General features: G+C 51.1%; 11 protein-coding genes. 5 read left to right on the forward strand and 6 right to left on the reverse strand.

Annotated elements, in window-relative coordinates; genetic code table 11:
* Positions 1-42: 42 nt before the first annotated feature.
* The 3 genes from GPK49_RS12540 to GPK49_RS12550 form a co-directional block, all read right to left on the reverse strand.
* Positions 43-828: a divergent polysaccharide deacetylase family protein gene (locus tag GPK49_RS12540; protein WP_215678345.1), complete on the reverse strand. Its 786-nt coding sequence runs from the start codon at positions 826-828 to the stop codon at positions 43-45.
* 103 nt (positions 829-931) lie between these two features.
* Complete coding sequence (locus GPK49_RS12545; RefSeq protein ID WP_215678347.1) at positions 932-2,305, reverse strand: MATE family efflux transporter; 1,374 nt, start codon at positions 2,303-2,305, stop codon at positions 932-934.
* A 69-nt stretch (positions 2,306-2,374) separates the two neighbouring features.
* Positions 2,375-2,839, reverse strand: coding sequence for a zinc-ribbon domain-containing protein (locus tag GPK49_RS12550; RefSeq protein ID WP_016406752.1), 465 nt, complete (start codon positions 2,837-2,839; stop codon positions 2,375-2,377).
* 147 nt (positions 2,840-2,986) lie between these two features.
* Here GPK49_RS12550 and GPK49_RS12555 point away from each other — a divergent pair, with 147 nt between their 5' ends.
* The 5 genes from GPK49_RS12555 to GPK49_RS12575 all read left to right on the forward strand — a co-directional run bounded on the left by GPK49_RS12555 (position 2,987) and on the right by GPK49_RS12575 (position 9,101).
* Positions 2,987-3,166 carry a hypothetical protein gene (locus GPK49_RS12555; RefSeq protein WP_016406753.1) on the forward strand — a complete coding sequence of 60 codons (180 nt, stop codon included), beginning with the start codon at positions 2,987-2,989 and terminating at the stop codon, positions 3,164-3,166.
* 212 nt (positions 3,167-3,378) lie between these two features.
* Positions 3,379-3,954: a xanthine phosphoribosyltransferase gene (locus GPK49_RS12560; RefSeq protein WP_016406754.1), complete on the forward strand. Its 576-nt coding sequence runs from the start codon at positions 3,379-3,381 to the stop codon at positions 3,952-3,954.
* Positions 3,955-4,213: 259 nt separating this feature from the next.
* On the forward strand, positions 4,214-5,863 hold the full coding sequence (locus tag GPK49_RS12565; RefSeq protein WP_215678350.1) for a SulP family inorganic anion transporter: 1,650 nt from the start codon (positions 4,214-4,216) through the stop codon (positions 5,861-5,863).
* A gap of 349 nt (positions 5,864-6,212) precedes the next feature.
* Positions 6,213-7,517: a phosphomethylpyrimidine synthase ThiC gene (gene thiC / locus GPK49_RS12570; protein WP_215678353.1), complete on the forward strand. Its 1,305-nt coding sequence runs from the start codon at positions 6,213-6,215 to the stop codon at positions 7,515-7,517.
* 201 nt (positions 7,518-7,718) lie between these two features.
* Positions 7,719-9,101, forward strand: a complete 1,383-nt coding sequence (locus GPK49_RS12575) for a TrpB-like pyridoxal phosphate-dependent enzyme (protein WP_016406757.1) — start codon at positions 7,719-7,721, stop codon at positions 9,099-9,101.
* 153 nt (positions 9,102-9,254) lie between these two features.
* On the opposite strand, the gene GPK49_RS12580 is transcribed toward GPK49_RS12575, so the two are convergent.
* The 3 genes from GPK49_RS12580 to GPK49_RS12590 form a co-directional block, all read right to left on the reverse strand.
* Positions 9,255-10,985 (reverse strand): phospho-sugar mutase, encoded by a 1,731-nt coding sequence (locus GPK49_RS12580; protein WP_215678355.1) that lies wholly within the window; start codon positions 10,983-10,985, stop codon positions 9,255-9,257.
* A gap of 43 nt (positions 10,986-11,028) precedes the next feature.
* A complete protein-coding gene (locus GPK49_RS12585) occupies positions 11,029-12,585 on the reverse strand; it encodes a PEGA domain-containing protein (protein WP_215678357.1) in 1,557 nt (518 codons plus the stop codon).
* 282 nt (positions 12,586-12,867) lie between these two features.
* Positions 12,868-13,857, reverse strand: a complete 990-nt coding sequence (locus tag GPK49_RS12590) for a hypothetical protein (RefSeq protein ID WP_215678360.1) — start codon at positions 13,855-13,857, stop codon at positions 12,868-12,870.
* Positions 13,858-13,867 lie beyond the last annotated feature (10 nt).

Consider the following 13,867-nt stretch of genomic DNA (forward strand, 5'->3'; position numbering starts at 1 on the left):
CTCCTTTATTCACTGTATGTATTCAGTATAGCACATCTGCTGTCATTTTGCCAATTCACTGACGGTCACAAAGGTAATGCCTACCCGCTCCAGCTCCGGCGCAACCTCTTTGATTGCCTGTGCCGTAATTTTTCCGCCTTCGGGGCCGACATGCCCAATGGCAATCGCAGCCCCCTTTTCCAGTGCGACCTCTCCCGCCTTGCGCAGATTGTCCTTGACGACCGCAACAGAATCCGTGCTGTCCAGAAACACATCCCGTTCCAGAAGGGCTACGCCCTTTTCCGCGGCAACGGCTTTCCCAAGGCTTTTCGCCGTTGTCATGCTGTCTACAAAGGGAACGCCCTTTTCCTTTAGCACCTCCATCACCGCCGAAAGGCTGCGTGCATCCTCCATAATAGCAGAGCCCATGTGGTTATTCATGCCTGCCGCATCCGGAAGAACAGAAAACGCTTCCTCCACGCGCTCCCGAATGGCGGCATCTTCCATATCCCGAAAAATCCCCTTCTCGCCGACCCATTCCCGCTTGCCCGTGAGGGATTCCATCGGCATGTGGATAAAAATTTCCTTGCCTGCCTGCCGCACTCGCTCTGCATCCTCTGCCGTGCAGGAGGAAAAGGGCATAACCGCCGCCGTAAAGGGGATGGAAAGCGCAAGCATTTCCTCTGTCCCTGCGCCGCAATAGCCGAAATCATCAATCAGAATTGCCAGTCTGCAAGGCTTTTCTCCGTCAACACGCACCGTCTGCCCTGCCGCCAAACTTCTGCCGCCCAAAAAGCACATCCCGAACAAAGCCAGATATTTTATCCCCGTTTTTATGTTTTCTCTCATGATATAACCGCCCTGTTTTTTGGTGTGCTTTATAAATATGAATCTACGCAGAAAAAAAGACATCGGAAGCCTCCGATGCCCTTGAGTCGAAGCAGGATTTCGACTATGCAATCATATTTTTCTTTTTCCAGCCGCGCAGCTCCCTTTTCAGGAGCAAAGCCGCAAGCAAAAACGCCAACACATCCGCGACAGGAGCCGCGCCCAACGCACCATCCATCCCAAAATGCGCCGAAAAAAGGAGTGCAAACGGAATCAGGAAAATCACCTGTCTGGAAAGCGAAACCATCAGAGATTTCACAGGGCTGCCGATTGCCTGAAAGAAGGATGCCGTCACATTCGGCAGTCCATAGACAAAGAACCCCAGCATATACAAGCGGAAGCAATGCACCGCAAATTCCTGATAGAGCGGTTCCTCCTCCACAAAAAGCGCCGCCAGAAAGCCGCCGCCATAGCGGAACACCAGAAACCACAGCACAGAAATCCCGATGGAAATTTTTGCGGCAGTCTGAATCGTCTGCTTGACCCTCTCATATTGCCTTGCGCCAAAATTAAAGCCGTTAATCGGCTGTGTCCCCGAAGCAAGCCCAACGAACATTGCATGCGCAATCTGATAAATTTTCATCATTAAGCCATAGCAGGAAAGCGCAATTTCGCTGCCATAAATCGTCGCCGCACCATATTTGCGCATGAGGTTATTCATCACAATCTGGGTTGCCGCCGTTGCGGTCTGTGTGCAAAGGCTGGGAAAGCCAAGCCGTACAATATCCCCGATAAATCTCCATTTCAGGCGAAGATATTTTTTCCGAATGGCAAAATGCGAAAAACGGGGAAGATACGCCAGTGCAATCACCCCCGAAACAATCTGCCCGATAATCGTTGCCAATGCCGCGCCCTGAATCCCCCATCGGAACACAAAAATAAAAATGGGGTCAAGCACAACATTTAATGCCGCACCTATCATCATACTGCGCATCATATACTGCGGATTGCCATCCGCGCGGATAATTGCCGTAAATGCCATATTGCACATGCCGAAGGGCTGTCCCAGAAGAATGATGCTCATATACAGAACCGCCTCCGCCACAACAGAGGGCGATGCCCCGAAAAATACCACAAGCTGCCTTGCGAAAATGCACCCGAACACCGAAAGCAATATCCCTACGCCAAACAGAAGCATAACCGCATTCGCAAAGGTACGGTCTGCCTCCTCCTGCTCCCCTCTGCCAAGGTGCAGGCTGACGTTTGCGGCACAGCCATCCCCAATCAAAAGTGCCAGCGCCGCCGCAATGATGCCGATGGGAAAGGTCACATTTGTGGCGGCAACGCCCTTGATGCCCACCGCATGCCCGATGAAAATCTGGTCTACGATGTTATACAGGCAGTTCACCATCAGCGTCAGCGCCGTCGGAACGGAGAATTTCAGCAGCAGCCGCCCGATTGGCTCTGTGCCTAAGCTATTCTGTTTTGTTTCCGTCATGTGCCTTCACCTGCCTTCCCCTCTCGATGCGAAAAACCCCTGCTTCAAAAAAGCCTTGTTGCTTTTATTTTATTTCTCTACCGGCTTGCCACATTCACCGCAGAATTTCTGTCCCTCGGCAAGCACCGCGCCGCATTCCGTGCAGACAGGCACAGGCTCCTTTTCAATGCCCGCCCTTTCTGCCGCCTGCTCCGCCTCCGCCGCCTTTTCTGCCGCCTTGCGTTCTGCGCGTTCCGCTTCACGCTCTGCCTTTCTTGCCTCGCCTTCGGCTTTGATTTGCGCAATCTGCGCTTCCATGTCATGAATTTTATCCTGCGCGGCTACGATTTTATCGCAAATCATCATTGCCTCATCATCAAACTGCTCCCCTGTGACAAATTTCGCCCAGAAATGCTCGCCCAGCTCTCTCTGGAAGGACTGAATATTGCCCTTTGTCAGGTTAATCTCCCCAATCAGCTTATTGATTTCCAAGCTGTCATTTGTCTTTTCGGATACCGTTTTTGCCATTTCATTCAATCTATCAAAAAAAGCCATATCACATTCCTCCTTAGATATCTGCTTCTTTAATTTAATTTCGCTTTTTTTCCTGAAATTCCTTTTTCTGTCCACGTTTTTTCCGCATGAAAAGCCAAAATTCTTTCATATTAAATAGAAAACAGAACCACAAAGGAGGAATGACACATGGATTGGCTTCGTAAATGGGACACCTTGCCGCAGGAGGTGCGCCAACTGATTCTGCATAACGGCGCGGACATGGAACGCTTTTACACCCTCTCCACTGAGGAGCGGCAGGAGGTGCTCAACCGCATCCGCATGGCAAACACGCCCGATGAGCTGGATGCAACGGCAAAGCGAAAATAGCCGTATTTTCCTCAGAAAATCCGCCAAAACTTTTTGAAAAAAAGGAAACTTTCTATTCAAATTCCCGATTCTCTCTAAAATCCGGCTGTTTTCAGCAAAGAGCGGTTTACATCCCCAGATGCGCGCCGTATAATAGTGAATACTTGAGAAAAAGCAAAAGCATTGCAAAAATGAGAGAGAGCAGCGGGAATTTTAGAAAGGGAGCCGGCAACATGGATTTGTTAAAGAGAAGAATTATCGAAGACGGTACAGAATTAGGTACAGAAGTTGTAAAAGTGGATTCTTTTTTGAATCACCAGTTGGATATTGGTCTTTTTATGGCGATTGGGAAAGAAATCAGCCGCCGTTTCGGTCATCTGGGAATCAATAAGATTCTGACTATCGAATCCTCCGGCATCGGCATTGCTGCCATCACTGCATTATATTTTGATTTGGTGCCTGTGGTTTTCGCAAAGAAAACACAGCCCAACACCATGACAGAGGATTTTTACGGCGCAGAGGTAAAATCCTTCACAAAGGGTACGGTTTCTGTTGCACGCGTATCCAAGCAGTACCTCAATCCTGAGGACAGAGTGCTCATTATCGATGATTTCCTTGCGCACGGCGAGGCAGCCATGGGACTTTGCTCCCTTGTAGAGCAGGCAGGCGGCACCGTCTGCGGCATTGCGGCTGTCATTGAAAAGGAATTTCAGGGCGGCAGCAAAAAGCTGCGGGATGCAGGCTATTATGTAGACTCTCTGGCTGTCATTACCGCCATCAAGGATGGTCAGATTACCTTCAAGGATTGAGCACCGAAGAAAAATAACAGAAAAAGGAAAATAACAGAAAAGCAGGATTCCCGTCCTATTGGTAGGACGGGCTTTTTCATGCTTTGCCAAGCTGTAAAATCTTAACACAAAATTTGCACAAATAAGGGTTGGAAAAATCTACACTTTTCACGGTTGAGAAGTCTCTGCGGCTTTGTTATGATATTCAGGCATGCTTTCTTCCGAAAAAGCAGCTTTTCCACAAAAATTCAAGGGTTATCGTATGAAAGGGGAATTCGTGATGCTGAGTAAATTTATCAGCAGTTTAAAACAGGAATTTGGCGGCTATAATGCTGCCGCATTGACAAAGGACTTAATGGCAGGTCTGACAGTTGCCGCTGTTGCTCTGCCTCTGGCGCTTGCCTTCGGTGTCAGCAGTGGTGCGGATGCCGCATCGGGGCTAATCACTGCCATCATTGCCGGGCTGATTATGAGCCTGCTTTCCGGCGGCTATTATCAGATTTCCGGGCCTACGGGTGCCATGGCGGCAATTCTGATGTCTCTGGTTGCAGCCTACGGGATGGACGGCGTATTTATCGCAACGCTGATTGCAGGCATCATCCTGCTTCTGGCAGGGATTCTGCATCTGGGCAAGCTGACCTCCTTCATCCCCGCCCCCGTTATCACAGGCTTTACCTCCGGTATCGCCGTTATCATCGCCTTGGGACAGGTTGACAATTTCTTCGGAACACATTCCGAGGGAACCTCTGCCATCGGCAAGCTGTTCAGCTATGCGCGCCTTGGCTTCTCCCCGAATCTGACCGCTGTCGGTCTGGGGCTGTTCGTGGTTCTGTTTATGGTATTCTTTCCGAAAAAATGGAACGCCGTTGTCCCTGCCTCTCTTGTCAGCATCATCCTCACCACTGCGTTTTCCATTTTTATGCAGCTGGATGTTGCTGTGGTTGGGGAAATCCCCAAAACACTGATTCCCGAAAACCGCCTGCTGTTTGGCGCGCTGAATCTGAAAACCATCGGCGCACTGGTCACACCTGCGTTTTCCATCGCCATTCTGGGCATGATTGAAAGCCTGCTTTGCGGCGCATCCGCAGGGCGCATGACAGGCGTGCGTCTGGATGCCAATCAAGAGCTGATTGCACAGGGGGTCGGGAATATCCTGCTGCCCTTCTTCGGCGGCATCCCCGCAACCGCGGCAATCGCGCGTACCAGTGTTGCCATCAAATCCGGTGCAAAAACAAGACTGACCGGCGTATTCCATGCCGTTGGGCTTCTGATTTCCATGTTCCTGCTGGCTCCCGTCATGTCCAAGATTCCTCTGGCGGCTCTGGCAGGGGTGCTGATGGTAACAGCATGGAGAATGAACGAATGGGAATCCATCCGCTATATCTTCTCCCATAAATTCAAGGGCGCAATGCTCGAATTTACGGCAACCATGTTTGCAACCATCATCTTCGATCTGACCGTTGCAATTCTGATTGGTGTGCTGATTGGTCTGGTATTTCTGGTATCCCGTCTGTCCTTCATTGAAATCAACTATGAAAACGTGGACATGAACCGTATGCATGTAACCGATCCTGTGCTTTGCGAACGCTACAGCAATGCAATGGTTGTTTATATCACAGGCCCTATGATTTTCGCCAACACACAGGCAGTTGCGGATATCGCAGGAAAGGTAGCGGGCTCCGATACGGTGCTGTTCTCCATGAGAGGCGTATCCAATATCGATATTTCCTGCGCACAGACCCTGCGTGAGCTGGTGGAGGGTCTGCGCAAAAAAGGCGTGGACGTTGCCATCTGCGGTATGACCACCCACGCAATGAAAATGATGGATCGTTCCGATTTACATAAAATCATCGGGGATGAAAACTTCTACTGGAGCGTAGAGCGGGTGCTTTTAACAAACCGCCCTCGCCCTGCCGCAAAAGTAGATTGATAAAAGCGCAAGCTGATAAAAAAGCTTGAAAAAAAGAACATCCTCCGCCCTTGACGGACAGCAGCAAGGATGTTATGATGAAAAAAAACTTCAAAAAAGGGGAGCTTGCGTAAGTAGGCTGAGAGTAAGCTATCATGCTTTGACCCATAACCTGATTTGGATAATGCCAACGTAGGGACATACTGTTGACGCGAGGAAGCTGCGCTATGTTTTTGGCATAGTGCAGCTTTTTTATTGTCCATGGGTGAGGATTGCTTCCCTCTGTGGCAGGCTGCATGCACCACAGCCCGACACAGAAAAACAGCAGCACAGCAAAATTTGGTGCGACATGGACAAGGAGGAACCGAATATGTACACAACACAGATGGACGCGGCAAGACAGGGTATCATCACACCGCAGATGAAAATTGTGGCGGAAAAGGAGCGCATGGACGCGGAGGAAATCCGCAGTCTGGTTGCAAAGGGGCAGGTTATTATTCCCTGCAACAAGAACCATAAAGCCCTGCACCCCAGCGGTGTCGGCGCAAGGCTGACAACAAAAATCAACGTCAACCTCGGCGTTTCGCGCGACTGGAAGGACGTGGATATGGAGTATGAAAAGGTACGCTCCGCAGTAGAAATGGGCGCAGAGGCGATTATGGATTTAAGCTCCTACGGGGATACCAGAAGCTTCCGCCGCAAGCTGACCGCCGATTGCCCTGCTATGATCGGCACCGTGCCGATTTATGATGCCGTTGTGTATTATCATAAGCCTCTGGCACAAATCACAGCAGAGGAATGGCTGGATATCGTGCGGATGCACGCAGAGGACGGCGTAGATTTCATGACCATCCATTGCGGCATGAATCGTGCAACAGCGGCACGCTTTAAGCAGAATAAGCGTCTGATGAATATCGTTTCCCGCGGCGGCTCCATCATGTTTGCATGGATGGAAATGACAGGCAACGAAAACCCCTTTTATGAGCATTACGATGAAATTCTGGATGTCTGTCGGGAATATGATATCACCATGAGCCTTGGGGATGCCTGCCGCCCCGGCTGTCTTGCAGATGCAACCGATACGGCACAGATTGAGGAGCTGATTACCCTTGGGGAGCTGACAAAGCGCGCATGGGCGAAGGATGTGCAGGTAATGATTGAAGGCCCCGGCCACATGCCCATGAATCAGATTGCCGCAAATATGGAAATTCAGAAAACACTCTGCCACGGCGCACCGTTTTATGTATTGGGGCCCTTGGTGACAGATGTTGCCCCCGGCTATGACCACATCACCTCTGCCATCGGCGGTGCGCTTGCGGCGGCATCGGGTGCGGCATTCCTGTGCTATGTAACCCCTGCGGAGCATTTGCGCCTGCCCAACGCAGCAGATGTAAAGGAAGGCATCATTGCGGCGAAGATTGCGGCACACGCAGCCGATATCGCAAAAGGAATCCCCCACGCGGCAGATTGGGATTACAAAATGAGCGAAGCAAGAAAGCGTCTGGATTGGGAGGAAATGTTCCGCCTGAGCATGGACCCCGAAAAGGCACGCCGCTACAGAGCAGAGGCAAAGCCCGAAAAAGAGGATACCTGCAGCATGTGCGGCAATTTCTGTGCAGTCAAGAACACAAATCGTATTCTGGATGGCGAAATTGTCAGCATTTTTGATGAATAATCTCGGTCAAAACAAACTGTTTTCATAGGAATATACCAAATACGGCGGACATTTGTCCGAGTGGGAGGCGGCGTTTTGCTGAAAAACTCCGTCCGGTATTGACAGGTGTCTTTGAAAGAGGTACGATAGACAAAATTTTTTCAGTAAAAATTTTTTAGACTAGATGAGAACAGCAAAGAAAAGACGAGAGGAGAAAACAGAATGAAAACAGAAAAGAACATTCCCTACAAAATTTATCTGGATGAGCAGGAAATGCCGAAAAAATGGTACAACGTGCGTGCGGATATGAAAAATAAACCGGCACCGCTTCTGAACCCCGGCACACTGCAGCCCATGACAGCCGAGGAGCTTGGCGCAGTTTTCTGCGATGAATTGGTACAGCAGGAATTGGATAACGATACTGCTTACATCGACATCCCACAGGAAATTTTGGATTTTTATAAAATGTACAGACCATCTCCTTTGGTTCGTGCATATTGTCTGGAAGAAAAATTGCAGACACCCGCAAAGATTTATTATAAGTTCGAGGGCAATAACACCAGTGGCAGCCATAAGCTGAATTCTGCCATCGCGCAGGCGTATTATGCAAAGAAGCAGGGCCTGAAGGGCGTGACAACAGAAACCGGCGCAGGGCAGTGGGGCACAGCGCTTTCCATGGCATGTGCATATCTGGGTCTGGACTGCAACGTATACATGGTTAAGGTTTCCTATGAACAGAAGCCCTTCCGCCGTGAGGTCATGCGTACCTATGGCGCAACCGTAACCCCTTCCCCCTCCACTACAACGGAAATCGGGAAGAAGATTCTGGCGGAGCATCCCGGCACAACGGGCAGCCTTGGCTGTGCCATTTCCGAAGCCGTAGAAACGGCAGTCGGCAAGGAGGGCTATCGTTATGTTCTGGGCAGTGTGCTGAATCAGGTTCTGCTGCATCAGTCCATCATCGGTATGGAAACAAAGGCAGCGCTCGATAAATACGGCATCGAGCCTGATATCATCATCGGCTGTGCAGGCGGCGGCTCCAATCTGGGCGGTCTGATTTCTCCCTTCATGGGCGAAAAGCTGCGTGGCGAGAAGGATTATCAGATTATCGCAGTTGAGCCTGCATCCTGTCCGAGCCTGACAAGAGGGAAATTTGCGTATGACTTCTGCGATACAGGCATGGTAACCCCTCTGGCAAAGATGTATACGCTGGGCAGCGGCTTTATCCCCTCCCCCAACCACGCAGGCGGTCTGCGGTATCATGGCATGAGCCCCGTTGTCTCTCAGCTGTATCATGATGGGCTGATGGAGGCGCGCTCCGTAGAGCAGACAGCCATATTCGAGGCGGCAGAGCAGTTTGCAAGAATCGAAGGCATTCTGCCCGCACCCGAAAGCTCTCACGCCATTCGCGTAGCAATTGATGAAGCACTGAAATGCAAGGAAACCGGCGAGGAAAAGACCATTGTATTCGGTCTGACCGGCACAGGCTACTTCGATATGGTGGCATACGAAAAGTTTAATAACGGCGAAATGTCGGATTATATCCCTACCGATGCAGATTTGGAAATCGGCTTCAAGGGATTGCCCGATGTCCCCGAAAAATAACTGCGGCATTGCAATCGCAAAATAAGGCTTTGACTATAAAAGGTCAAAGCCTTTTTCTGTATCCGAAATCCACACATCAGAAAAGCGGCATGCTTATGCATGCCGCTCCCAATAAACAATATGCTGTTTTATAAAATCGTGCCCTTGTTTGCCTTATGCAATCTCAGCAACCTTTGCTTCAATATCCGCATCCAAAGCGTCCACCTTATCCTGTGCCGCCTGCAGGCCATCCGCCTTCACGCCGATGTAGAATTTCAGCTTCGGCTCTGTACCGGAAGGGCGAATACATACCCATGTTCCATCCTCCAGTGTATAATGCAGTACATCCGAAACAGGCAGAGGGCTGCCGCTTTCCTCCCCTGTTTCCAGGTTCCGGAACACCTGTGTCTGATAATCCTTTGCCATGACAACCTTGTAGCCGCCCAGCTCCTGCGGCGTATTTTCGCGGAAGGTTTTCATGATGCGCTGAATTCTTGCCATCCCTTCCAGACCCTTCATCGTCATGGATTTCACACCATCGCGGTAATAGCCATATTTTTCATACAGCTTCAGCAACGCTTCATACAGCGTCATGCTCTTTTCCTTATAATAAGCCGCCATTTCGCAGACCAGAACTGCCGCATAAACGCCATCCTTATCCCTTGCATAAGTCCCTGCCAGGCAGCCGTAGCTTTCCTCAAAGCCGAACAGATAGGTATGAGAGCCGGTTTCCTCAAAGCCCTTAATCTGCTCCCCGATGTATTTAAACCCGGTCAGCACATCAATTTTCCCCACGCCGTATGCCCTGCAAATGGGTGTAATCATTTCTGTGCTTACGATGGTTTTCACCACCACGCCGTTTGCGGGCAGTCTGCCCTGCTCCTTTCTCTGAGAAAGAATGTAATCCGTTGCCAGTGCGCCAACCATGTTGCCTGTCAGCGCAACAAAATTGCCCTCGGAATCCTTCACCATCGCACCCATACGGTCACAGTCGGGGTCTGTCCCAATCAGCACATCTGCGTTCACCTCAGCCGCCAGCTTCCGCGCCAATGTGAACACCTTCGTGTCCTCCGGATTGGGGTAATCCACAGTAGAAAAAGAAGAATCCGGCAACTCCTGCTCCTTTACGATAAATACGTTTTTGAAGCCTGCCTTTGCCAGATTGCGGCGCACCGGCAGATTGCCGGAGCCATGCAGGGGCGTATAAACGATATTCAGCTTATCTCCCATTCTTGCAATCATTTCGGGGTTCATCAGCTGTGCCTGCACGTTTCTGTCAAACGCTTCGTCCACTTCCTCGCCAATGAGGTTATACAGCTTTTTCTCCACAGCCTCCGCCTTTTCCATCCGCTGAATCTGTCCGAAGTTTTCTACGGCGTTCACCTCTGTGATAATCCCCTTGTCTCTGGGTGCAACCACCTGTGCGCCGTCTGCCCAGTATACCTTATAGCCGTTGTATTCGGGAGGGTTATGGCTTGCCGTCAGCACAACCCCTGCCGTACAGCCCAGCTCTCTCACCGCAAAGGAAAGCATGGGAACGGGGCGCAAAGAGGGATATACATACGCGGGAATCCCGTTTGCCGCAAAAATCAGCCCTGCCACCTCCGCAAATTCGGGAGACATGAAACGGGAATCGTATGCAATCGCTACGCCCTGCTTCTGTGTGCCTTCCTTTTTGATATAATTTGCCAGTCCCTGCGAAGCCTTCCCAACGGTATAGCGGTTCAGTCTGTTGCTGCCGTTGCCGATAATGCCGCGCAGACCGCCTGTCCCGAATTCCAGCTCCTTAAAGAACCGCTCCTTGATTTCGTTTTCGTCTGTAATGCCTCTCAGCTCCGCTTTTGTTTCCTCGTCAATAAAAGGATCCTCCAGCCATTGCTGATATCTTACACGATAGTCTTCCATTCTTCTTTCCTCCTCGAATTTTATCTGAAGCCGTTTCGCTTTTTTATTCCATCGTTGCATGGATTGCCGCCGTTTGGGACGAAATCTGTATGCTCTGCTTATAGCTCTGATAGCCGCTCTTTTCCAGCATCACGTTATAAGAGCCATAGGGCAGATTTACCTGCATCGGTGCTACGCCGTATTCCTCGCCGTTGATATACACCCATGCGCCGTCCACATCCGCCGTAACGGTCAGTGTGCCATATTGCACATCCTTTTGCAGCTCCGCTGTCACATTCAGCGTGTCCTTATCCAGCGTCACATGCTGACTCCATTCCGTATAGCCGTTTTTCAGGATAACCAAATCATATTCTCCCATCGGCAGCACCGCAGGGCTTTCCGCCGCCGCACCGTTGATGTAAAGCTTATAGTCCTTCACATTGGCATTGATGATGATAACACCCATTTTCTCCTGCGCCTTGGAAAGGTCGTAGACCGTTTCCTCGCCTGCCTCCACCACAACGGCATCCTTTCTGGTCTCAATATTCGAGCCGGTCACCGTTACGGTGTGGTGTCCCTCTGCTGCGGCAAGCTGCATCCCCTCTGTAAGCGGAACGGCCTCCGCCTCATCCAGCTGGATTTTGCCGTTTTTCACTGCATCCGTGTTTTCCACCACGATATACCCATGGTATGCCTGCACCTCAACCGACCAGACCGTATCCCCTACCAGTTTCAGCAGAAGCTCGTCGCAGGGTGCTAAGTCCGCCGCATCAATTTCCTCTCCGTCATAGAAAAATACGCTTTCCTTTTCATAGGAATAAGAAAGATTTTCTGCTTTATTCGTCAGCGTCCGCTTCTTGCGGTTGACGGTCAGCCCCGTTGCTTCCTCTGTGCGGATGGCATTACTGCTGTAATCCACGCTGATGAGCGTTTTGCCGTCCTCATCCAGCTCCGCCGCCAGAAGGTCGCCCTCCGCAAGGCTTGCCTTGGAAATCTTGCGTCCGCTTGCGTCCGTCATTTTTGTTTTCTCCGTCAGGAATACGGTTTTCCGCTCCTGCTCCGCAATATCATACGCCAGATATTCGCCGTCTCCGCGGTCTGTCTGAATCAGCAGGGGTGTCCCTGCCTCCTCCTCCACAAGGGGGATTGTCTTGCTCGGGTGAAAGCTGCACCGCACCAGAGAAAATCCGATTCCGCATGCAAGCACCGCCAGAACAATCACCAGTGCAACCGTTTTTTTATTCAGCCCGAAGGATTCGCCCAAGGCAAAAATGCCGCGTCCCTCTCCTTCGTATTCCTCGTCATCGTCCTCCCAATCGTCCTCCTCGCCTTCTTCCGCGGCAGGCGCAGGGAAAACGCCGTCCCTTCTTGTTTCGCCCAGAGCATCCTCCAAAGCATCCGCATCCTCCAGGGTATCCACAAGGGCATCCTCTGTATTTCCATCTGTTTCCGCAGGGTCGTCGAATTTTTCCGATTCAAACACATTCAGAAATTCGTTTGCGTCCCCCAGCTCGTCTGTTTCCTCTTTTTTCTTGATTTCCTTCACCTTATCATTTATCGCATCCAAACGAACGGTAGAACCAAAGTCCTTCTCGTTTTCCTGAAAATGATATTTCTTCATCCTTTTCTCCTCCTTCGGGGAAAATTTTGCAGAGTTCTTCATCCTCTATTTTAATCCCTAGTCAGAGAAGTTGCAACAAAAAAAGTACTTCGCCCATCGCGAAAGTACTCCTAATCATAGCGGAAGGGTTCGGGAAACAAAGAGTTTCCCGAGTAAAATCCGCAAAGGGGGCTTTGCCCACTTGAGGAAAACCGGGAGTTTCAAGGCTTTGCCGCCGGAACTCATCGGTTTATTCTTCTGTCCTGACAAGTCGAAATCCTGATTTCGACTTAGCGTGTTCTCCTAGCAGCCGCCCGCAATGATACTTTTTAAACGAACCCCGTTCAGCTCCTCCTTCGCCGCCGCCGCAAGCCGCTCGCGCATCGCAGGCGAGACACACGTTCTGCGCCGATTATAATATTCATTGATGAGCCGCAGAAATTTCTCCGGATACAGCAGCATCCCCTGCAATAAAATCATATCTCTCTCGGAAAGGGGGCAATGCCTGCCGTAACGCTCCAGCATAGCAGAAATCCCTGCCGCCGTCCCCTCCGTTTTCTTGAAATAGCGGCGGATATATGCCGCAAGGTCTGCCAATGGCAATTCTGCGCTGCATTTATCGAAATTCCCCACAAAAATCCTGCCATCCGTCTCCTGCCGCAGTGCCTCCCCCTTGTAGGCATTATGGCAGAAGCCGCCCTCCTGCGCCGTCCGTGCTACCGCCTCCGCATAGCCGCCCCTGCACAGCAGCTCCTCCGCCTCTGCCGCCCGTTCCATGTATGGCTCATAATATTGTAACAGCAATAAATCAATCGCGTCATAGCTGCCCCGTTTGTCGTTCCTGCGGCGCACCTTCGCCAACTCGCTCCGCCGTTTGGCGTATAGCTGCGGCAGGCGGTTTTTCTCCCAGTGTGCCGCCTCGCTTGTAAGCCCCTTTGCCGCCGCGTGCATCTCGCCTAAGGTCTCTGCCCCCTGCAAAAAGGTCTGTGCGCTGTCCTCCGCCAGTGTCCCCTGCGGCAGCACGTCCTCCAGAATATAAAGCGTCCCGTCCTGCCGATAAAACGGCTCTCCCTCCAGTGTCGGGTAGCAACGGCTGATGTTCGCAAAGCCGTTTTCCCGAAGCCGCTTTTTCACATCAAACGCAAGCCGCAGGCTGTCCGTACTGCCGCGCGGCTTTTTCAGCTCGCGAAGCCCCCTGTCTGTCCGGCAGACCAGACCTGTCCGCGTTCTTGTGCCATGGCGCAGCTGCAAGCCGTAGCCCTCTCGCATGATTTTTTCATAGATCTCCTCCATACTTCACTCC

It is taken from the genome of Clostridium sp. MCC345 (genome assembly GCF_018785345.1).
Lineage (GTDB): Bacteria > Bacillota > Clostridia > Lachnospirales > Anaerotignaceae > Anaerotignum_A > Anaerotignum_A faecicola.

What these genes read in the sequence shown, in the direction of transcription:
- GPK49_RS12560 (WP_016406754.1), top strand. Translation starts at nt 3,379, where the DNA reads ATGGATTTGTTAAAGAGAAGAATTATCGAAGACGGTACAGAATTAGGT.
- GPK49_RS12555 (WP_016406753.1), top strand. Translation starts at nt 2,987, where the DNA reads ATGGATTGGCTTCGTAAATGGGACACCTTGCCGCAGGAGGTGCGCCAA.
- GPK49_RS12575 (WP_016406757.1), top strand. Translation starts at nt 7,719, where the DNA reads ATGAAAACAGAAAAGAACATTCCCTACAAAATTTATCTGGATGAGCAG.
- GPK49_RS12550 (WP_016406752.1), bottom strand. Translation starts at nt 2,839, where the DNA reads ATGGCTTTTTTTGATAGATTGAATGAAATGGCAAAAACGGTATCCGAA.
- GPK49_RS12585 (WP_215678357.1), bottom strand. Translation starts at nt 12,585, where the DNA reads ATGAAGAAATATCATTTTCAGGAAAACGAGAAGGACTTTGGTTCTACC.
- GPK49_RS12580 (WP_215678355.1), bottom strand. Translation starts at nt 10,985, where the DNA reads ATGGAAGACTATCGTGTAAGATATCAGCAATGGCTGGAGGATCCTTTT.
- thiC (WP_215678353.1), top strand. Translation starts at nt 6,213, where the DNA reads ATGTACACAACACAGATGGACGCGGCAAGACAGGGTATCATCACACCG.
- GPK49_RS12540 (WP_215678345.1), bottom strand. Translation starts at nt 828, where the DNA reads ATGAGAGAAAACATAAAAACGGGGATAAAATATCTGGCTTTGTTCGGG.
- GPK49_RS12565 (WP_215678350.1), top strand. Translation starts at nt 4,214, where the DNA reads ATGCTGAGTAAATTTATCAGCAGTTTAAAACAGGAATTTGGCGGCTAT.
- GPK49_RS12590 (WP_215678360.1), bottom strand. Translation starts at nt 13,857, where the DNA reads ATGGAGGAGATCTATGAAAAAATCATGCGAGAGGGCTACGGCTTGCAG.
- GPK49_RS12545 (WP_215678347.1), bottom strand. Translation starts at nt 2,305, where the DNA reads ATGACGGAAACAAAACAGAATAGCTTAGGCACAGAGCCAATCGGGCGG.